Origin of the sequence: Pediococcus sp. (assembly GCF_003533255.1) — a bacterium.
GTDB lineage: Bacteria > Bacillota > Bacilli > Lactobacillales > Lactobacillaceae > Pediococcus > Pediococcus parvulus.
Map to the genome: position 1 here is coordinate 18,167 of NZ_DOEM01000025.1, position 20,010 is coordinate 38,176.

The following is a 20,010-nucleotide window of genomic DNA, read 5'->3' on the forward strand; positions in this document are numbered from 1 at the left end:
GGTATCAAAAAACGCTTAACTGTGCAAGTGTGGAAAACGCTTTCATGAAAAATATACCTCTTTTTTAGTTATATTTCAAGACTAAACCGATATGATATAATGTTCACAACTAAAAAGAAAGAAGACGATTACATGACACAGTTGGATAAAGTCCGTAAATGGGTCAGCAAAAATGAAGTTGACGTAGCTTATATTAGTGACCCCAAATCAATCGAATACCTTACTGGTTTTGCCAGTGACCCAGTCGAACGAATTCTTGGATTATTTGTTTTTGCAAACAAAGATCCCTTTTTATTTGCTCCCGCACTAGAAGTTGAAGCAATTCACGATACAGGATGGGAGTTTCCAGTTTATGGCTATTTAGACCATGAACAGCCGTTTGAGATGATTGCCACTCAAATTAAGAAACGTGTCAACCACCCTGTTCAGTGGGCAATTGAAAAAAACAATTTAACCATTGATCATTATAACGCCATTAAAAATCAGTTTTTATTTGCTAATTTCGAAAAAGACTTAACTCCTTTTATTCAAAAATTACGGTTAATTAAGACGGCCGATGAAATTGAAAAACTTGATGCCGCTGGTCGCGAAGCAGACCTGGCTTTCAAAATTGGCTTTGAAGCCGTCCAAGCCGGACGAACCGAAGCTGAAATTGCCGCAGAATTAGAATACGTGCTTAAGAAAAAAGGCGTCATGCAAATGAGTTTTGATACCCTCATCCAGGCTGGCGCTCATGCAGCCGAACCTCACGGTGCAACAGGCATGAATAAAATTAAAAATAACGAACTTGTTCTATTTGATTTAGGTACCATTCACCAAGGCTACATCAGCGACTCCTCAAGAACAGTTGCTGTCGGTCAACCAAGTGATAAGGCTTTGGATATTTATAAAGTTTGTTTAGATGCTCAGTTAACTGCTCAATCTCAGGCTAAACCTGGTATGATTGCAGAAGATTTAGATAAGATTGCCCGTGACATCATCACAAAAGCCGGCTATGGAGATTACTTTATTCATCGCCTTGGTCATGGAATGGGAATGGGTGAACACGAATTTCCTTCAATCATGGAGGGCAATAAGATGTCTCTTGAAGAAGGAATGTGTTTTTCAATTGAACCCGGTATTTATATTCCCGGCGTTGCTGGTGTTCGTATTGAGGATTGTGTACACATTACCAAAAATGGTTGTGAACCATTTACCCATACTTCAAAAGAACTCACTTATGTTGGCTAATTGTAAAAAAATAAGGTCTCCTGCAATTTGCAGGAGGCCTTTTTGATTATCCGAAGTTAGTCAACTTTTGGTTTTTCATCATGTGTATGTGGCATAAAAACTTCAGTTGGTTCATCGTAACTATCTGTGCCATCAACAAAGACGTCATTTTCTTCATCTAATTCATCTTTTAATTCATCAGTAGATGCTTGAAAACTGTCCTGAGCAGCACCTAAAAACTCGTCTTTTCCTTCAAGAACCTTATTTTTCAGTTCAACCGCTGAATCAAAAACACGGTCTTTCAACTCGTCTTCCCAATCAGCACCCTCTAAATCATTTTGTTCTCTAAATCGATTGACTTTATTTTGTGCTGCTTGAATTAATTCTTCTTTGGTTGTGCCTGTTAATTTTAATGTGCCATACACAGCGGCCGCGCCACCAATTAACGCGCCTAATAAAAATTTACCTTTTGCCATTATAAAATCCTCCTAGTCTTTCGTTTGTTTATTTTTATGTTCACGATACATATGAACTGCACCCTTACCAGCCTTCAACGCAGTCGAAACAGTTCCTGCTTTTTTACCTGGACTTGTAAGTTTGGTAGTCAAATTACGGGTTGCTTCATTTAAGTCTGAAGTACTCTGGCCTAAATCAGCCATCGCTTGAAATACTGGATCAATAGTGGCTACTTTGCCATTTACATCTTCCAATAAATCGTTGGCGTTTGCCATAATATCTTCAGCTTCTTTAGAAAGTAAATCAACATCCTTAGTTACTACGGCAAGACTTCGATTGATTTCCACCAAAGTTTTTGATCCTCGTACCAATACAAGCCCGATAAATAGTACTAAAATCAGTAAAGCTACTGCTGCAATGATTGCTGCGATTCCGCCACCTGTCATAATTTATCCTCCTGTTAACTTAATTGTCTTAAGCATATCATTAGAGATTAAGCACTGCAATTAAAAAAGAAGTAAAATATTTTTTATGAAACTGATTACAAAGAAAACCTAGTCTGTTAAAATCAATATACAAGGAGATGAGCATCATTCACTTTCTAATTGGCGTTACTAATTCGCCCAGTTCCCTAATTAAGGCTTTTCAAAACTACTTTACGGCGTTTAATTGGCAAAAACTTGCCGAATCGTTAATCAACCACATTCTTGAAATTATCCTAATTTCTATTTTCTTTTGGCTGGTCAACTTTATTGGTAAACGGCTGTTGACCAACGGTTTGCATAAGTATCACCATTTAAACGACGCCATTCCAAGTCGAGCTGTAACCTTACTGGCATTGGTAGTTAACATTTTCCATTATGTCGTTTTATTCTTTTATCTCTACACCCTACTTTCAATTATTGGTGTTCCGGTAGGTACACTAGTTGCTGGGGCAGGAATCATCAGTATCGCTGTTGGTCTTGGTGCACAAGGATTGGTAAGTGACATTGTGAACGGCCTATTCATTCTTCTTGATGGCCAATTAGATGTTGGTGATCAAGTTACCATTCAAAATATCAATGGAAAAGTAACTGAAATAGGTTTGCGGTCCACTCAAGTCCTTTCTGACGATGGGACAACAAACTACATCCCCAACCGGTCCATCACGGCCATTGCCAACCATTCTCGCAATGATCAAGTGGTTTCCATTTTTTTGGCCTTTGAAAGTTTGACCGATTTAGCCTCTGCCAAAGATCTTGTCACAAAAACAACTTCTGAATTGGCCAACAAACTAAATGAAGTCACCACTGATCCTACTGTAACTAGTCCGATCCAAGATGTAAATGGCAACATCGGTTTACGCGTTAAAATGTATGTCGAAAACGGCACTGTTGATCAAATTCAAAGAACTTTTCTCCAAAATTATCTAACAATCTTGACTGAGAACAAACTAAGGATTATTAATAACCAACTATTACAAACTAAAAAATAATAAAGTTTGTAACTGAATAAGAGCCCGAGAAAACGAACTTTTCCCCGACTCTTATTTATTTTGCTCCTCGTTTACCACCATTCATCAAAAACTTTGAGGAGTTTTTGACTAGCTCGTCCCCGATGGCTAATTTCGTTTTTCTCTTCTGAGGTCATTTCGGCCAAAGATTTTTGTTTTTCTGGTACCCAAAATAACGGATCATATCCAAATCCATTATTGCCACGCGGAACAGCCAAGATTTGGCCTCTAAGTTCCCCATTAACCACTAACTTACTTTCATCAGGTTTCATCAACACTAATGTCGTATGAAAAGTTGCCGTCCTTTTTTCTAACGGAATCCCAGCTAACTCACTTAACAATTTAGCATTATTTGCCGCGTCGTCGTGATCGCCCGCATAACGTGCGGAAAAGATTCCTGGACGGCCATTCAAAGCGTCCACTTCTAATCCAGAATCATCTGCCAAAACTGGTATATTGGTCTGTTTAGAAACTGCAGAAGCCTTTAAAGTCGCATTTTCTTCAAAAGTCATCCCAGTTTCCGCAATTTTTCCGAGTTGTGGATAGTCCTTTAACGAAGTGACCTTAATATGTTTTGGAGCAAATAATTTTTGAAACTCACACAGTTTCCCAGCATTATTAGTTGCAATAATAATTTGTTCTTTCTGAGCCATTACTTGTCCTCCAAACTTAACCGGTCAATTTCTGTTTTATCAGCTTTAACATTAATCTCCAACCACTGACTAGCAATCTGATTGAAACTTTTTGGCGATGCCGTTGTATAGTAGTGATCTTCAATCTGATCACCTGCTGAATCTTTTGCGATATCAAAATAATCCAATAATGCAGATACGGTGCCAATTGTTTCAGCACCCGAATCAATCAGTCGAACCTGAGGACCCATCACATCTTGGATAATAGGCCTCAGTAGTGGATAGTGTGTACATCCCAAAACAAGGGTATCCACATCCTTATTGTCGAAATACTGTAAAGTTTCTGCCACAACTTTTTTGGCAATTGATGAATCATATTCGTTACTTTCAACTAAAGGTACAAATTTAGGACAAGCTAAACTGAAAACTTCAACCGAATTATCCTTAGATAAAATTGCTCGTTCATATGCCCCACTTTTAATCGTGCCTTCTGTCCCAATGACACCAATACGACGATTGCGCGATACTTTTAAGGCGGCCCGACTTCCCGGTGAAATTACTCCAATAACTGGAATGGGCAACTTTTCTTTCAAGTCTTCTAGAGCCGCTGAAGTTGCCGTATTACAAGCAATAACTAACATTTTGATATTCTTTTTCATCAAAAATGCAGCCATTTGCTCAGAAAAATGCCGTACTTCATGGCTTGAACGCGGGCCATATGGGAGCCTAGCCTGATCCCCAATAAAGTAGACAGATTCAAGAGGCAACTGTCGAAGTGCTTCACGCACAACAGTCAAACCACCCACACCAGAATCCATAAATCCGATTGCACGATTATCCATTTCTTTTCATCCTCTTCACGTAATCTGAAACTATATTATCTCTTTTTAAAAACTGAAAAGCAAGTTTCCTCATCTAAAAAAAGCAAAGCAACTAGATTAGTTGCCTTGCTTTTCTAATAGTCTCCTGCCATAAAAACAATTATTTTTTTATACTTATTTGATGTTGCCATGCCGTTGAATAGAACTTACTATTCATTTGGTAATGAGGTGTTTTTTGCTTTTTTGTCAAGAACGGATCAATTGACTGGTCAGCAGCCAACCAACCACGCCAACCTAAATGGATGGTATCTTGCATAAAATACGGCACATTTCCTTTATCACTTAAATCACAAATATTGTTGAACCCTTGTGATTGCAGTTGATATCGAATTTTTCGATCAAATTCCTTGAGCATTGTTTGCGATAACCCAGTGTATGCACTCCACTTTTGATTAACGGGTGGAATAATAAACTCAACATTCATGTTTAAAGAAGCGAATTGATTCAAAACTAGTTCGAAATCGCTAAACTCAGGCGATTGCACATAACTCCAATTTTGTTCAAAATTCTTAAATTTCTTTGCCTTGTCGTGTAATCGCCGAACATAAAACCGATTATCGATGCCAAATCGATTATTTGTCGTATGCTGCTTTCCTTGCGCAACAGCTAACTGATCTAAATCTTTTAATTGATAATGATCGGGTAACTGCTTTGCAATCCGATCAATTTTACCCTGATTATTTTTCATTTTCAAATCAGAAAAAAGTTGATCTTCATGTTGCAACAATCTCATCTCATAAACTAAATAAGTTCGTTCGTGTTTCGTAATTTGTTTGCCATCAGCAACACGCTTTAGCGCCATCATAATGGTGTGATTGGCTTTTCCAGAGGGCATATTCAGCAATCGTTTGGCAGCATAGCGATCTTCGGCACTGCTAGCTTTTCGGCTCAAGAGCCAAGTTGCCGATTGCATCGGTGAATAGTAAAATCCGAAAGCATCTTTGCGGGCGCCCTTTTTGACAAACCACTGTGGTGAAATCACAAAAACGGCCTTACGATTCTTTAATTGTGACGTAACTAATTGCATCTGAAAATAATGAGTAAGTGACTGAGTTCCAGGCCCACCCATCAAAAACGGAGTGTACCTTCGTTGATACTTTGTAGCCAATACAGACGGATGCGCCATGTCGAATCTGGAAAATTCTGAGGATCCAAAGAATGGCACAAATTGTTTGTGTGATAGGGCTGATTCTTTAATTATTTGGCCTTTAAGCACATTTGGAGACAAAGCAACTGCCGCTTTATCTTCAGTTTTAGTTGACATATGATTCATTTTAAATGGGGAAAACAATAGTGCAATCAACAATAATGCAGCCAAAAGAACCGGACCAAATATCAGAAAAAGTTTTTTTGCCACTAGTTCTGCATTTCCTCAGCATTCGCAATAATTTTATTGGGCGTATCCCATTCACTACGCTCAAACTCAGACACTGGTACTTCAATTCCTAGCTCACTTTGTAATTGTAAAAGTAACTGAACGGTACCCATTGAATCTAGCAATCCCGAATCAAACAAATTATTATCTAAATCCCCGCTCAAATCTGTGCCTGTTAAATCTTGTAAAACGTTTAAAACTGTTTCTTTTGTATCCATTTTATTTACTCCCCTTTAAAACTAATTTACTTCGCTATCAACATTGTATTCAAAAAACCTGAAAACAGTAAAAATGTAAAACATACAAAATTAAATGTGACGAAAGTTGCAAAAACTTCCGTAAATTTATTATGCGGTATTTTCCCCGGATGACCCTTCTTATATCTAAGCCACCAATCGTTCACAACGAGCGCGACCCCGTGTAAAATGCCATAAGTAATGTAATACCACGTCACCCCATGCCAGAAACCCATAATCGTCATATTGATAATATAGGTGACATTAGCCGTTGTTTTAGGGCTTTTAAAAACTTTGTGTTTCATGAAAAAGAAAACCAAACGCATATAAATGTAATCTCGGAACCAGAAAGATAGGGTCATGTGCCATCGATTCCAAAATTCCTTGATATTATGCGATTTGAATGGTGCATTAAAATTAATTGGTGTTTCAATTCCCATAAAATAGCTGGTTCCAATTGCAAATAAACTATAACCCGCAAAATCAAAGAAAAGATACATGCTGTATACATACATGACACCAACTAGTGACCAGGATAAGCCATGCGCCATCAGAGCGTAGTGCTCCAATTTTGGCAACCACATTGTGCCAAAAACATAAGCCAACATATATTTGTATACAAATCCCATAAATATATTGTGTAACCCTTTTTGTAGTAACTGGAAATATTTCTCTTGTTTTGGCACATGATCATAATCCCGCTTAAATCTCCGGTAACGATCAATGGGACCTGATGAGATTGTTGGAAAGAAAACCAAGAATTGTAAGAAAAACCAGGGACTAAAGTCTTTCAAAACACCATCACGAGACTCCATAATTGTCTGAACTGCTTTAAAAGTTAAATAACTTATTCCTAAGAAACCAATAATGGCTTGTTTGCCTTCTTGAATTGCCGGAGTTAATTTGACAATCACAAGCGGGATGATTGCCAAAATAACAGTCGCCACAAATATCCCCGTTTGATTGTTTTTCTTGCGATAACTGGTATATACCCATACTAACAACACTTCATAAACTAAATACGTAATTAAGGCCAATCCCTGTGTAATTTTTGGACCACCAAAAGTCAGAACCAAAAAGAAAACAGAAATCAGTGTCTCATACCAGTGAAATCTTTTTCCGCATAAAATTCCAATCACAATCGGCAACAGCGCAAGACCTAAAATACCAAAATACATGGGGTTTTCATATGGTGTAAATGATAACATTAAGAATTAACCTCACTCATAATGGATTTGATGTCAACTTTACCGTTCGCCGTCAGCGGTAATTTGTCTTTGAAAACAAATCGATTTGGCACCATGTAAGGCATCATCGTTTTTTGAAGATCCTTTTTAATTGCCATGGTCAGGGCCATGTTTGTTTCTTCAAGGCTTTTTTTCTGAAGAGTCACATAGGCCACCAGTTGTGAAACTTTATGATTTAAATCATATTTTGGAACTGCCACTGCTTGTTTGATTAACTTTTGTGCGTTCAAGAAATGGTTGACTTCCTCTAGTTCGATCCGATAGCCATGGAGTTTGATTTGAAAATCTAAGCGTCCCAGATAACGAATCATTCCTGACTTATCCTTTTTTCCCAGATCACCAGAATGATAGGTGTTCAAATTTCCTTCACAGTGAAAGGCATTAACTGTTTTACGCGGATTATTCAAATATCCCTTAGAAACTCCCGGACCAGAAATCACAATTTCCCCTTCTTCACCGTTTGGTAAAACTTTTCCATTGGAACTCATAATTTCAATTTTCGTATCTACCTTGGCTTGACCAATTGGTAACCGGTCATAATTGGTCAAAATCTTTGGCGTAATTTGGACTGCTGTAACTGCCACGGTTGTTTCTGTGGGCCCATACGTATTAAAGACGCGAGCCTCTGGGAAACGTTGATTTAACTGTGCGGCTGTTTTATGCGTAAGTTCCTCACCGCAAAACAAAAAGTGGCTTAAATCAGGTAAATGCTTGGCATCAAACGAAGGTTCCAATAAACAAATATCTACAAATGATGGCGTGGATACCCATACATTCAACTTCATTTTTGGTAAATAACTGAAAAGCCGTTTAAAATCATCTGTGATCTTCTTAGGTAATACTTTAAGAGTACCGCCACTGACAAGTGTTGGATATAAACTCATCACCGACAAATCAAATGAGTAAGGCGCTTGAGCCAAAAAAGCAGGTTTATTTTGTAAGTTGAAATCACTTAACATCCAGTTTACAAAACTAAGCAGATTTTGATGACTAATTTGGACCCCTTTTGGTTTTCCTGTCGTCCCAGATGTAAAAATAATGTAAAAGTTTTGATTACCGACAACAGGCGTCCAAGTTTCTTTTAATTCGGTTCTTCTAAATATTTGAGCTAGTTTTTCTGATCTAATTACCGGAATTTTATTAATTTCAATTGGCAGCTGTTCAATTGCAATACAAGCTGCTGGCTTCGCAATTTCTTGAATCATAGTCAACCGATCATTTGGTGAGTGTTCGTCAATTGGAATATAGGCATGCCCACTTTTAACACATCCTAAAAAACTAGCAATCATTTCAAAAGTCTGTTCGCCATAAACCATGATTGGTGCCTGTGGTTCTAATTTCATTTGAGCGATTTGATTTGCCAACGCATCCGAATAACTCTTCAGCTCTTGGTATGTATGCGTTTCTCCCAAATAATCATAAGCGACGCGATCCGGTGCTGTTTGAGCTACCTGATCAATTGCTTGAATCACATTGGTAATTTTCATGTTAATCCCCCCGTAACTTAAAACTCATTGTAGATAAATGTGCCCCCCTGAATACCACTGTAACCATATAGGTAAACAAGAATTAAAAAAACGACAAAATAAAAAAACATCTGCCCAAGAAATTTCACCCATTCCCGCTGCCATAATGTTTTAAAAAAGTTTTTCACGTTATCCCCCCTGAATACACGTTTTTCCTTTCACAGTATCTCATGAATTACTGGACCTGTAAATATGTTTCAGTATAATCACTTAATCCTCCTGTAACAATCTATTAACGCAACTGTTAACTAATTCTTTACTTCGCTTAAAAAAGGCTTAAAAAAAAAGATCAAAACGACTCCTGAAAAAGTCGTTTTGATCTTTTTTTCTCTCATACTTCAATTATGCGTACTGTGCTAAAACCTTTTGGATTTGTTCTTTTGAGTGGTAACCAACCAACGTATCAACAACGGCGCCATCTTTTTTGACCATTAAAGTTGGAATACTCATAATGCCAAAGTTTTGTGCTGTCTTTGGATTAGCATCCACATCCATTTTGGTGAATGTAACTTGATCATTCATTTCACCCTCGAGTTGTTCAACAACAGGAGACTGCATCCGACAAGGACCACACCATGTTGCCCAAAAATCAGTTAATGTGACACCTTCGCTGGTTTTGTCATTAAAGTTATCATCTGTAATTGCTTCTACCATCTCAATTAGCCCTCTTTCTGATTTACTATCAATAGTTTATCAAAGATTAGATTAAACACCAAAAATTTTGCTTACAAAAAATCAGTTATTTGAAATGAACGACCGTGGCGCCGTTTCCTCCAGCATTCGGTGCTGCATATTCAAAATGTTTAACTTGCCGATTACCTTGAAGATACTGTGTAATCCCCTTTCGAAGCGCACCTGTCCCTTTTCCATGAACAATTGTCACCATTGGATAACCCGCCAATAAAGCAGAGTCAATATATCGATCTACCTCAGTCATTGCTTCTTCATAACGTTTACCGCGCAAATCTAAAGTTGTTTTGACTGCCGAACTGGTCCGTCTAATTGTAGTTCGTCTCCCAGCAGATTCATTTTTATCAGGAGCAACCTTCTCCAGCTCGTCAGTTGGTACTTTCATCTTTAGGATTCCCATTTGGACTTCCCAATGCTTTTTATCCATCTGCCGTAACAATGAACCTCGTTGACCATAGCTCGTAACCATGACATCATCGTTTACTTTTAACTCTTGTTTAGCTTTAACCCGTTGTAGTACCCTGTTTTTCTTCAAACTTGGTGCTTGATGCAAAGCATTTAAACCACTCTTAGAATCAATTAACTGATTTTCTTTAATTCCAGCGCCACCTTGCATCTCCATTTTTCGAAGTCTTTTGATAATTTTATCTGCTTTTTCTTCCGCATTATCAACTAATTCATTAGCCTGTTGTTTAGCTTTTTCCAAATACTGATCTTTGGAATTCACTAATTTTTGATACTCATTCGTTAAATCTTTATGCAAGTTTTCGGCTTCATCCACTTCGACCTTCAGCTTATCTGCCCGATCGGCTGCTTCCTTTTGACGTTCAGATAGGTCTTTAATCATAGCACTTAAGTCTTGACTATCCTGGTCCATTAACGACCGCGCCTGCATAATCACACCTGGTTCAATCCCCAAGCGCGTGGCAATATCAAACGCATTACTGCTTCCTGGAATTCCAACCAATAGTTTATATGTCGGTTTTAGAGACTCCGTATCAAATTCCATGCTAGCATTCATCGTCTCTGGCCGATTATAACCATAAGCCTTCAATTCTGGATAGTGAGTCGTAGCCATCACGTAGCTACCGGCACTGCCAACTCGATCTAAAATTGCAATCGCCAATGCGGCCCCTTCTTTAGGATCCGTCCCGCCACCAAGCTCATCAAACAGGACCAAACTCCGATCATCAATCTGGGCTAAAATTTTCACAATATTATCCATATGTGATGAGAAAGTACTTAAGTTCTGTTCAATAGATTGTTCATCACCAATATCAGCAAAAATTTCATCGAAAATTCCCATCTGACTATTCTCTGCAACGGGAATAAATAACCCTGATTGGGCCATTAATTGTAGTAACCCAAACGTTTTCAAAGTGATTGTCTTCCCACCAGTATTAGGCCCGGTGATAATCAAGGCTTTATAGTCGTCACCCAAATTAATATCATTGGCAACCATTTTCTTAGGATCAATTAACGGATGTCGTGCCTGGCGAAAATGCACATGATTTTCTAGCGAAATTGAAGGTTCTGTTCCCTTAATCTCTGCAGCGTATCGTGCTTTCGCATTAATAAAATCTAAATGACCTAAAACTGCCGCATTATTCAACAGTTCTTCTCGGTAAGGCGCCAACAGTTCAGAAAGTTCCGTTAAAATTCTTTCTTCTTCAGTTTTTTCTTCCACTTGATTTTGGCGCAACTGATTATTTAGATCCATTACTGCCGCCGGTTCAATATACATTGTTTGCCCAGAAGCACTTTGATCATGAACCACACCACCAAAATGACTGCGATACTGTGCCATAACTGGAATCACATAACGGCCATCCCGCATCGTAATAATTGAATCACTTAAATATTTAGAATCTTTTCCACGGGTATAACCATCCATCTTTGCTCGAATAGAACTCTCTGTGGTGGAAATCCGGCTTCGAATGCCAAATAACTTGTCTGAGGCTTCATTGGTAATATGGCCGTCTCCCTCAATCGACTTAATTAATCGCTTGGAAATCTCTGGCAAAGCTTGTAATTTAGCGACAGTTTCATACAAGGTCCTAAAATCAATTTTTTCTTCACGTACTTTTTGGAAAAAACTAATGATGTCCTGTGTCGTGCGGAGCATTTTAGTAATTTGAGATAATTCCAATCCGCTTAACGTAGCGCCAATTTCAAGTCGTTTCATTTGTGGACCAATATTATCAAGCTTAGCGATTGGAATGCCACCCTTCAATCGATAAGCATCTGCACCATCTAAGGTTTCTGTCAGTGCCAATTGAATTTGGTCACCGTCTACCATTGGTCCTAAATTATCTAGTTCTTGCCGACCACTTTGTGAAGCTAGGTACGGCTTTAGTTTATCTTTTACTTTTTCATACTCTAATGTTTCAAAAATCTTCTTATTCATTTTATTATCCTTTTAGTTATTTATCCGTATTTTAGCGCATTTTATCAAGCTTGGATATTAAACAGTCCTCGGTTATGTTTGATCAAACAAAAACGATCAAATCTGAATATTCTCAACTCAGATTTGATCGTTTTTACTACGCTTAAATGGAAATCTATTCTTCGTCGTTATCGCCTAAGAAAGTGTTCAACACTTCCTCGACCATCTTCCATTCATCGTCTGATTCAATTTCAGTTAATTGTCCTGCATCCGCATTACCATCAGCATCCGGTGTATATGAGTAAGCCTGAATATCAACCTGCTCATCATTTTCTGCATCAGAAGGATACAAAAACATATATGACTTACCATAATCTTCAGAATCAAATGTAAATAAAACGTTGTAAAGCTCTTCATTTCCGTGTTCGTCAACGAGTGTAATTTGTTGTTCCTCTTCGCTCATTAGGAAACCTCACTTTAAATTATTTAGTAGTTTGCCATGTCGATCCAAATAGTTTTCTAGAATCAAGCTAGCCGCCAATTTATCAATAACTTTTTTTCGCTTTTTTCGCGATGTATCAGCCTGTTCAATTAACATTCTCTGTGCTTCTACTGTAGTTAATCTTTCGTCCTGATAATCTACAGGTAAATCAAAGGTTTCAATCATAAGTTGACCGTAAGCCTTGGCGGCATCTACCCGAGGACCAGAAGTATTATTCATATTCTTTGGCAAACCAACCACAAAGCCAGTCACATCGTATTGCTTAACCAATTCACTAATTCGATCTAAACCAAACTCTTTTTGATCTTCATTAATTTTGACAATTTCAACACCTTGGGCCGTCCAGCCTAATTCATCACTGACTGCCACCCCAACTGTTCTGGAACCAACATCTAAACCCATTAATCTCATTTAATATGACCTGCCGATTGTCCAGATTTGTCCAAATTATTATTATCTTTCGAAAGATAGTTACGAACCAACTCTTCGATAATCTCATCACGCTCATGCTTGCGAATCAAGTTACGAGCATCGTTTAATCTAGGAATATAGGCTGGGTCTCCCGAGAGTAAGTATCCGACAATTTGGTCAATCGGATTATATCCCTTCTCCTCCAAAGCATCATAAACCGTCTTTAAGGTTTCATGTAGATCCTTAGGAGCATCATTGCTAAAATCAAAAAACATTGTCTTATCCAATTTACTCATCGAAAGCACCTCCTGTACTGTCATCAAGATAATTCTACCCGATCACTTAAAAAAGTACAAACATAGAAGTCTAATGTAATCAACTCGTAACACTGCTTTAGTCAACTCGCAACATTCCTTATTTTTCTGCTAGCCAGTCAATGCCATCCACCAAGGCCTGTTTGAGTCCAGCAGGATTACTACCACCGGCCTGTGCTAAGTTGGGACGACCGCCACCACCACCATTGATTTGTTTGGCAATGGCTTTAATCAGATCACCGGCTTTTAACCCAGCCTTAACTTTTTCATCAGAAACAGCAACCAACAAGTTAGCCTTTTCACCAACAGTTGTTCCCAAAATCAAAACATCTGAAATTGCACGTTGCTTCCAATCATCCGCTAAATCACGAAGCTGTGCCATTCCAGAAACTTTGATGACATCAGCAATTACTGAATACTGACCGGCTTGTTTAACATTGTCAAACACATTTGCTGCTGCTTGTTTAGCCATTTTTGTTTCAAGATTTTCAACTTTTTGTGTCATTGCTTTCAAACTATCCTGAAGTTGAGCCACCTTGTTTGGCGTATCTTTGACTTGAATTGCCTTAACCTTTTGAGCAGTTTCTCGTAGAAGCTTGTCATGGCTAACCAAATACTCGTAAGCCTCAGCAGAGGTAACGGCCTCTATTCGGCGGACACCGGCACCCACGCCGGATTCAGAAACGATCTTAAACAGACCTAATTCATTGGTGTTCTTCACATGATCGCCACCACAAAATTCAACTGAGTAATCACCAACACTAACCACACGAACCTTTTTACCATACTTTTCACTAAATAAGGCGATGGCACCGAGCTTTTTAGCAGATTCAATATCAGTTTCAACAGTTTTAACTGGAATCTCGGCAAAAATCTTTTGATTAACAATACCTTCAACTTTTTGCAAATCAGCTGATGTCACCTGACCAAAATGGGTAAAATCAAATCGAAGGTAATCTGGTTCAACTAATGAGCCCGCTTGCTTTGTATGCGAGCCAAATACATCTCTTAAAGCTTGATCCAACAAATGAGTAGCCGTATGATTTTTTTCAACCTTACTGTGAAAATGAGGATCGACCTTTAAAGCATAAGTTTTTTCAGTTTCTAATGGCCGCAACACTTTAACTGTATGGAGATTTTGGCCATTGGGTGCATGTTGCACATCTTTAACTTCAGCAACCACATTGCCATGCTCATCCGTAATGGTTCCCTTATCGGCCACTTGACCACCCATTTCCGCATAAAATGGTGTAATATCAAAAATAAGTTGAGCTTCACCCTTTTCAGCGGCACTGACAATCTTTTCGTTTTGAATAATATCTTTTAAAACACTGTGTTCAACATTCAATTCTGAATAACCAACATAACGACTTGGCGTTTTAATATTGGTCAAAAGATCAGATTGAACACCCATTGATACCCGGTTACCACGAGCGGCACGAGCTCGTTGCTTTTGTTGTTGCATTTCTGTCTTGAAACCATCTTGATCGACCTCTAAGCCCTCATCGTGAGCATATTCCATGGTTAAGTCCAATGGGAAGCCATAGGTATCAAACAACTTAAACGCATTAGCACCTGAAATTTTAGTTTCATTGGCTGCCTTTGTTTTAGCAATGATCTGATCTAAAAGATGAACCCCATCATTTAGAGTCTCATTGAATCGACTTTCCTCAGATTCCACAACTTTGGCAATGTAGTCTTTTTGTTCAAGAACTTCTGGGTAATAAGATTTCATAATCTCGCCGACGACCGGAACTAATTTATACAAGAAACTCTTTTCAATACCTAACTTTTGTCCGTACATCACAGCTCTTCGAATCAAGCGTCGAATAACATAACCCCGCCCTTCGTTTGAAGGTAGCGCCCCATCCCCGATTGCAAATGTAATGGCACGAGCGTGATCGGCAATAACTTTAAATGCTACATCCTGTTCTTTATCATCATTGTATGTTTTACCGCTGAAAGTTTCTGTTTTTCGAATTAATGGTAAAAATAGATCGGTTTCAAAGTTAGTCGGTGCGTTTTGGAAAATAGAAACCACCCGTTCAAGCCCCATTCCCGTATCAATGTTTTTATGGGGAAGAGGTTCATATGAACCATCAGGCTTGTGGTTAAACTGTGAAAAGACAATGTTCCAAATCTCTAGATAGCGCTCATTTTCGCCACCAGGATAATTTTCAGGATCATCATCGGCTAAATTATTGAAGGATTCACCACGATCATAAAAGATTTCAGAATCTGGACCACTAGGGCCCTCGCCAATATCCCAAAAATTATCTTCAACGGCAATAATATGATCTGCTGGAACCCCAACAGATTCCCAATACTTCTTCGCATCAGTATCTTTTGGATAAACAGTAATAAATAACTTTTCAGGATCCATTGCGAACCACTTAGGACTTGTTAGTAGTTCCCAAGCCCAGGTAATCGCTTCTTCTTTAAAATAATCACCCACTGAGAAATTCCCTAACATTTCAAACAAGGTGTGGTGCCGCGCAGTATGACCCACGTTTTCAATATCATTAGTTCTGATACTTTTCTGCGAACTCGTTAACCGGGGAACCTCTGGAACGACACTACCATCAAAATACTTTTTCATTGTGGCAACTCCAGAATTAATCCACAATAAAGTTGGATCATCGTGCGGTACTAAAGATGCACTGGGTTCAATGATATGACCTTTTGACTGAAAGAAGTCCAAAAACATCTGTCTAATTTCACTACTTGATTTGTTTTCCATAACTTTTCCCTTTCTAATCGCATAAAAAGACCGTTGCTAGTAAAGACGCCTTAGCGCGGTACCACTTTACTTGCAACGATCTTAATCGTTTACCTCTTAAACTCTTTAACGCAGAGTCGCGAAATACTTATCATTTGTAAGGTAGCCTTAAAACCATAAATTCGTTTTTCTCATTAACCAAAACGTTTCTGAAAATTTATTAGCTTTAATATGTCCTTAGCCAAAAACCATTATATTGCAGAAAATAGCTGATTGTCAATGCTCACCGGGATTTCGTTTTGCCCGATTCTGCTTGATCTTTTGCCGCTTAGTTCTAAGAAATTCTTGATGCTTGGCCACTCTTCGATCACGCTGATCTTGAATCTCAATAGCCTTCTTAATTCGACGTTTATATCCTGGCTTAACTTTACGCTTACTCTTCTTAACCATTCCTACCATAGTTGGATCCAACTTATGATGATCCTTTACCCGCGTAGTTCGGCGATTCCGATCATAAGAATCCACAACCTCACCATTTTTAATAGCTTTAGGCTGGAACTTAACACCCAATTTTTCGATTTCAGAAACTTTAGCTTCTTCGCCAGGTTCATATAAGGTGATGGCAATTCCAGACATGCCATTCCGGCCAGTTCGACCAACACGATGAATAAAGAAATCTAAATCATCTGGAATACCGTCGTTAATGACCATCGAAACACCCTCAATATCAATCCCTCGTGCTGCTAAATCGGTAGCAACGACAAATTGAAAGTCAAGGTTATGAATTTCTTTCATAACCCGTTTCCGTTCACGAGGCGGGACCCCACCATGAACCTTGGCAACTTTTAGGCCCTGATTCTTCAGGTAATAAGTTAGCTCATCAACCCGTTCTTTAGTATTACAAAAAATCAAAACTAAATAAGGTTCGCCAATGGTCAATAATCGATGAATCACACTATTTTTACCCTTACTTTTGGTTGAAATCAACCAATTTTCAATAGTCGGGCTAATAATACTCTGCACAGGAATCTCTTCGATAACAGGATTCACCATATATTTTTTCAAAAAGATGTTTAACGAATGCGGAATTGTTGCGGAAAAAACCATCATTTGTAGTTTTTTTGGCAAACTTGCCGCAATCTTGTCCACTTCATTTAAGAAACCCATATCAAGCGTCATATCAGCTTCATCCACAACAAACTGAGCCGCCAGATGGACGTCCAAAGCTTGGCTACTAATCAAGTCCCAAACACGTCCTGGGGTTCCAATCACAACTTGTGGTTGACGTCGCTTCAATTTTTCGATTTGCCGTTTTTTATCAGTTCCACCCACATAATTACCAATTTCAATTTCATTATCTGAGAACTGAACTAATTGGCGCGCCGCTGTATGAATCTGGTAGGCCAGCTCACGGCTTGGTGTCGTAATGACGACTTGAACTTGCTGCTTATTCGGGTCAATGTTATTCAAAATCGGTAGTAAAAAGGTATGTGTTTTTCCACTACCCGTTTGCGATTGGCCAATCACACTTTTCCCAGCCTCAATCACCGGAATTAATTTTTCTTGAACCGGGGTTGGCTGAATAAAATTAATTTCTTTTAGTGCAGTGATCAAAAATGGTTGCAAATTAAACTCTGTAAAACCGTTTTTCATTAATTACTCCTTCTTGCTCTTCTGATAGGCAGTGGCAATCTCAGCCAATTCTTTTTTTATGACTGCGACTTCATCCAAATCTTTTGCTTTTGCCCCACTTGCCAAAGCATGACCGCCACCATCATGTTTTTTAGCAAGTTCATTAATTGTTGGTCCCTTTGACCGTAGGCGAACTCGATAAGTTCCGTCGCGTTGAATCACAAAGATTGCCCAGCAAACAACGGAATCAATTTTTCCAGGAATCGGCACAACACCAGCAGTTCCTGCATCCTTTAAATCAAACTTATCTAACACTTCAGCGGTTAAACAAACAGTGGCTGCTCCCGCATCGGTAATTTCTAAATTTTCATACACATAAGCTGATAGTTTTGCAACTGGTAACGCAATACTATCCAATTTTTGGTTAACTGCGGTCACATCAAAACCAGTTGCCATTAATGAAGCTGCAACCCGCAATGTATGCGGTGTTGTCGCTGAATATAAGAATCGACCAGTATCAGCAACAATTCCAGCATACAGCGCTCTGGCTGCCTTTGGTGTTAATGTGAGTTCCTTTTTAAATTGATGATAAAAATCATAAACTATCTCAGCACTACTAGAAGCGTTTGGCACTACCCAGATTAAATCACCATATGGATCATCATTTGGATGATGATCAATTTTGATTAACTCTTGTCCATTTGTGTAACGATTATCGTCCACCCGGGGCGGATTAGCGGTATCGGTCACAATGACTAGGGCATCATCGTAATCATCATCATCAGCAACATCCATTTCACCAATCCAAGACAAACCACTAATTTGTTTGCCGACTGACAAAACAGTTTTCATCGGGAAAGAGGCATGAATAATTTCTGCCAAACCAATTTGAGAGCCAATTGCATCAGGATCTGGCCGTTGGTGGCGATGAATAATAATTCGTTGGTGTTTTTTAATTTGTTCAAAGATTTCTTGCTGCAGTGTCATAATTTCTTCTTTCTGTTTCAAACTAATTTTAAAAGGATCGCGAGTTTTCACTTCATCCCAGTATACTAGGTTTTTCAATCAAATACAAAACAAGAATCTAATCTTGCCTAAATAAAGGAAGCGACATGTTTTCGAAATTAATACTTGCTAAATTTGTAAGCGTAATTCCCAAAAGACGGACTCCCCGTTGACTTTCTCCGAACTCATCAAATAGTTGTTGCGCATAGAAAAGATAGGTTTCTTGGCTATTATCTAAAAACTCAGTAAGTGTTTGGCGCTTCGTAATGGTCTCGAAATCAGAAAAACGTACTTTTAAGACTAAAGTTTTGCCATGCTTTTGCTTTTGTTTCATAGTTTCAGCAACCTTTTGGGCCAAATCTTTCAAAGCCTCTTCCACTTCCGAATCAGATACTAAATTGGGGTTATAGGTGCTTTCTTTTCCAATTGATTTCCGCTCTCGTTGATACTCAACAGGTCGATCATCAGCCCCCCGCACATGATGATACAAAACATCTCCAAAACGACCAAAATGATGAATTAACTCCATTTCACTTTTTTTATAAAGATCGCGCCCTTTAAAAATCTGAATATCATGCATCTTGGGAACTGTCTTCTTCCCAACGCCACGAAACTTTTCAATTGGCAGTTTATCCAAAAATTCACGGACATCTTCTGATAATACCACTGCAACTCCAATTGGTTTTTGATATTCTGAAGCTAATTTCGCTAAAAATTTATTGTAAGAAATTCCAGTAGAACAGGTTAAATGGGTTTTTGCGTAAATTTCGCTTTGAATTTGATGCGCCACTTCTACTGCACTTTCAATTTGCTTTTTATTATCCGTCACATCCAAATAAGCTTCATCAAACGCAACTGGTTCAATTTTTTCTGTATATTCTCCAAAGATTTCATGAATTTGATCGGAAACTGCACGATATAAAGTGAAATCTGGTGTTTTAAATACAGCCTCAGGGCAGAGCTCTAACGCCTTCTGTGCACTCATTGCCGAATGGACACCTGATTGGCGAGCAAGGTAGTTAGCCGTGGCCACAACGCCCTTTCCACCAGTCTGTCGTGGATCTCGTGCAATCACGAGTGGTTTTTTTCGTAATTTGGAATTTTCTCGTTCCTCAATCGAAGCATAAAAAGCATCCATATCTACATGAATGATTTTTCTAGAGGTATCCACATGAATTGGAACCCTGTCAATATTTGTATCCATTTCTATCACCCAAATTCAGTTTATCCGAACGTACGTTTGAAATCAAGTTATAAAAAGAGAGTACAAAAAAGGGGTCTACACTTTCTGGTATTG

General features: G+C 38.6%; 20 protein-coding genes. 2 read left to right on the top strand and 18 right to left on the bottom strand.

Annotated elements, in window-relative coordinates:
• The first annotated feature begins 132 nt into the window (after positions 1 to 132).
• Positions 133 to 1,230, top strand: coding sequence for a M24 family metallopeptidase (locus tag DD627_RS05930; protein WP_057783680.1), 1,098 nt, complete (start codon positions 133 to 135; stop codon positions 1,228 to 1,230).
• Positions 1,231 to 1,286: 56 nt separating this feature from the next.
• On the opposite strand, the gene DD627_RS05935 is transcribed toward DD627_RS05930, so the two are convergent.
• Complete coding sequence (locus tag DD627_RS05935) at positions 1,287 to 1,685, bottom strand: hypothetical protein (RefSeq protein WP_057783681.1); 399 nt, start codon at positions 1,683 to 1,685, stop codon at positions 1,287 to 1,289.
• Positions 1,686 to 1,697: 12 nt separating this feature from the next.
• On the bottom strand, positions 1,698 to 2,111 hold the full coding sequence (locus tag DD627_RS05940; protein ID WP_057783683.1) for a DUF948 domain-containing protein: 414 nt from the start codon (positions 2,109 to 2,111) through the stop codon (positions 1,698 to 1,700).
• 137 nt (positions 2,112 to 2,248) lie between these two features.
• Between DD627_RS05940 and DD627_RS05945 the strand changes: the two genes are divergently transcribed.
• Positions 2,249 to 3,139 carry a mechanosensitive ion channel family protein gene (locus DD627_RS05945; RefSeq protein ID WP_260266823.1) on the top strand — a complete coding sequence of 297 codons (891 nt, stop codon included), beginning with the start codon at positions 2,249 to 2,251 and terminating at the stop codon, positions 3,137 to 3,139.
• A 71-nt stretch (positions 3,140 to 3,210) separates the two neighbouring features.
• On the opposite strand, the gene DD627_RS05950 is transcribed toward DD627_RS05945, so the two are convergent.
• The 16 genes from DD627_RS05950 to dinB form a co-directional block, all read right to left on the bottom strand.
• Positions 3,211 to 3,810 (bottom strand): XTP/dITP diphosphatase, encoded by a 600-nt coding sequence (locus DD627_RS05950; RefSeq protein WP_260266824.1) that lies wholly within the window; start codon positions 3,808 to 3,810, stop codon positions 3,211 to 3,213.
• Positions 3,810 to 4,631, bottom strand: a complete 822-nt coding sequence (gene racE / locus DD627_RS05955; protein WP_260266825.1) for a glutamate racemase — start codon at positions 4,629 to 4,631, stop codon at positions 3,810 to 3,812. The genes DD627_RS05950 and racE overlap by 1 nt, the downstream gene beginning before the upstream one ends.
• 139 nt (positions 4,632 to 4,770) lie before the next feature.
• On the bottom strand, positions 4,771 to 6,027 hold the full coding sequence (gene dltD, locus DD627_RS05960; RefSeq protein ID WP_260266826.1) for a D-alanyl-lipoteichoic acid biosynthesis protein DltD: 1,257 nt from the start codon (positions 6,025 to 6,027) through the stop codon (positions 4,771 to 4,773).
• On the bottom strand, positions 6,027 to 6,263 hold the full coding sequence (gene dltC, locus DD627_RS05965; RefSeq protein WP_068808026.1) for a D-alanine--poly(phosphoribitol) ligase subunit DltC: 237 nt from the start codon (positions 6,261 to 6,263) through the stop codon (positions 6,027 to 6,029). Before dltC ends, dltD begins: the two co-directional genes overlap by 1 nt.
• A gap of 26 nt (positions 6,264 to 6,289) precedes the next feature.
• On the bottom strand, positions 6,290 to 7,489 hold the full coding sequence (dltB, locus tag DD627_RS05970; protein ID WP_068808029.1) for a D-alanyl-lipoteichoic acid biosynthesis protein DltB: 1,200 nt from the start codon (positions 7,487 to 7,489) through the stop codon (positions 6,290 to 6,292).
• Positions 7,489 to 9,015 (bottom strand): D-alanine--poly(phosphoribitol) ligase subunit DltA, encoded by a 1,527-nt coding sequence (gene dltA, locus DD627_RS05975; RefSeq protein WP_068808031.1) that lies wholly within the window; start codon positions 9,013 to 9,015, stop codon positions 7,489 to 7,491. The genes dltB and dltA overlap by 1 nt, the downstream gene beginning before the upstream one ends.
• Positions 9,016 to 9,032: 17 nt before the next feature.
• On the bottom strand, positions 9,033 to 9,182 hold the full coding sequence (locus DD627_RS05980) for a teichoic acid D-Ala incorporation-associated protein DltX (protein WP_260266827.1): 150 nt from the start codon (positions 9,180 to 9,182) through the stop codon (positions 9,033 to 9,035).
• A gap of 214 nt (positions 9,183 to 9,396) precedes the next feature.
• Entirely contained in the window at positions 9,397 to 9,708 is a 312-nt protein-coding gene (gene trxA / locus DD627_RS05985; RefSeq protein WP_057783702.1) for a thioredoxin, read from the bottom strand.
• An 85-nt stretch (positions 9,709 to 9,793) separates the two neighbouring features.
• Positions 9,794 to 12,151: an endonuclease MutS2 gene (locus DD627_RS05990; RefSeq protein WP_057783704.1), complete on the bottom strand. Its 2,358-nt coding sequence runs from the start codon at positions 12,149 to 12,151 to the stop codon at positions 9,794 to 9,796.
• A gap of 154 nt (positions 12,152 to 12,305) precedes the next feature.
• A complete protein-coding gene (locus DD627_RS05995) occupies positions 12,306 to 12,593 on the bottom strand; it encodes a DUF1292 domain-containing protein (RefSeq protein WP_057783706.1) in 288 nt (95 codons plus the stop codon).
• A 9-nt stretch (positions 12,594 to 12,602) separates the two neighbouring features.
• Positions 12,603 to 13,043, bottom strand: coding sequence for a Holliday junction resolvase RuvX (gene ruvX, locus DD627_RS06000; RefSeq protein WP_057783708.1), 441 nt, complete (start codon positions 13,041 to 13,043; stop codon positions 12,603 to 12,605).
• Positions 13,040 to 13,339, bottom strand: coding sequence for an IreB family regulatory phosphoprotein (locus DD627_RS06005; protein WP_057783710.1), 300 nt, complete (start codon positions 13,337 to 13,339; stop codon positions 13,040 to 13,042). Before DD627_RS06005 ends, ruvX begins: the two co-directional genes overlap by 4 nt.
• A gap of 118 nt (positions 13,340 to 13,457) precedes the next feature.
• Positions 13,458 to 16,097, bottom strand: coding sequence for an alanine--tRNA ligase (alaS, locus tag DD627_RS06010; protein WP_057783711.1), 2,640 nt, complete (start codon positions 16,095 to 16,097; stop codon positions 13,458 to 13,460).
• Positions 16,098 to 16,352: 255 nt separating this feature from the next.
• The gene (locus DD627_RS06015; RefSeq protein WP_057783713.1) at positions 16,353 to 17,729 is read right to left on the bottom strand and encodes a DEAD/DEAH box helicase; all 1,377 of its coding nucleotides are present in this window, start codon (positions 17,727 to 17,729) and stop codon (positions 16,353 to 16,355) included.
• 3 nt (positions 17,730 to 17,732) lie between these two features.
• Positions 17,733 to 18,695 carry a DHH family phosphoesterase gene (locus DD627_RS06020; RefSeq protein WP_260266865.1) on the bottom strand — a complete coding sequence of 321 codons (963 nt, stop codon included), beginning with the start codon at positions 18,693 to 18,695 and terminating at the stop codon, positions 17,733 to 17,735.
• Between the two features lie 97 nt (positions 18,696 to 18,792).
• A complete protein-coding gene (gene dinB / locus DD627_RS06025; protein ID WP_057783715.1) occupies positions 18,793 to 19,917 on the bottom strand; it encodes a DNA polymerase IV in 1,125 nt (374 codons plus the stop codon).
• Positions 19,918 to 20,010: the final 93 nt, after the last annotated feature.

Excerpts from the sequence above, each read along its gene's own strand:
- DD627_RS05930 (WP_057783680.1), top strand. The coding sequence starts at position 133 with ATGACACAGTTGGATAAAGTCCGTAAATGGGTCAGCAAAAATGAAGTT.
- DD627_RS05935 (WP_057783681.1), bottom strand. The coding sequence starts at position 1,685 with ATGGCAAAAGGTAAATTTTTATTAGGCGCGTTAATTGGTGGCGCGGCC.
- DD627_RS05940 (WP_057783683.1), bottom strand. The coding sequence starts at position 2,111 with ATGACAGGTGGCGGAATCGCAGCAATCATTGCAGCAGTAGCTTTACTG.
- DD627_RS05945 (WP_260266823.1), top strand. The coding sequence starts at position 2,249 with ATGAGCATCATTCACTTTCTAATTGGCGTTACTAATTCGCCCAGTTCC.
- DD627_RS05950 (WP_260266824.1), bottom strand. The coding sequence starts at position 3,810 with ATGGCTCAGAAAGAACAAATTATTATTGCAACTAATAATGCTGGGAAA.
- racE (WP_260266825.1), bottom strand. The coding sequence starts at position 4,631 with ATGGATAATCGTGCAATCGGATTTATGGATTCTGGTGTGGGTGGTTTG.
- dltC (WP_068808026.1), bottom strand. The coding sequence starts at position 6,263 with ATGGATACAAAAGAAACAGTTTTAAACGTTTTACAAGATTTAACAGGC.
- dltB (WP_068808029.1), bottom strand. The coding sequence starts at position 7,489 with ATGTTATCATTTACACCATATGAAAACCCCATGTATTTTGGTATTTTA.
- dltA (WP_068808031.1), bottom strand. The coding sequence starts at position 9,015 with ATGAAAATTACCAATGTGATTCAAGCAATTGATCAGGTAGCTCAAACA.
- trxA (WP_057783702.1), bottom strand. The coding sequence starts at position 9,708 with ATGGTAGAAGCAATTACAGATGATAACTTTAATGACAAAACCAGCGAA.
- DD627_RS05990 (WP_057783704.1), bottom strand. The coding sequence starts at position 12,151 with ATGAATAAGAAGATTTTTGAAACATTAGAGTATGAAAAAGTAAAAGAT.
- DD627_RS05995 (WP_057783706.1), bottom strand. The coding sequence starts at position 12,593 with ATGAGCGAAGAGGAACAACAAATTACACTCGTTGACGAACACGGAAAT.
- ruvX (WP_057783708.1), bottom strand. The coding sequence starts at position 13,043 with ATGAGATTAATGGGTTTAGATGTTGGTTCCAGAACAGTTGGGGTGGCA.
- DD627_RS06005 (WP_057783710.1), bottom strand. The coding sequence starts at position 13,339 with ATGAGTAAATTGGATAAGACAATGTTTTTTGATTTTAGCAATGATGCT.
- alaS (WP_057783711.1), bottom strand. The coding sequence starts at position 16,097 with ATGGAAAACAAATCAAGTAGTGAAATTAGACAGATGTTTTTGGACTTC.
- DD627_RS06015 (WP_057783713.1), bottom strand. The coding sequence starts at position 17,729 with ATGAAAAACGGTTTTACAGAGTTTAATTTGCAACCATTTTTGATCACT.
- DD627_RS06020 (WP_260266865.1), bottom strand. The coding sequence starts at position 18,695 with ATGACACTGCAGCAAGAAATCTTTGAACAAATTAAAAAACACCAACGA.
- dinB (WP_057783715.1), bottom strand. The coding sequence starts at position 19,917 with ATGGATACAAATATTGACAGGGTTCCAATTCATGTGGATACCTCTAGA.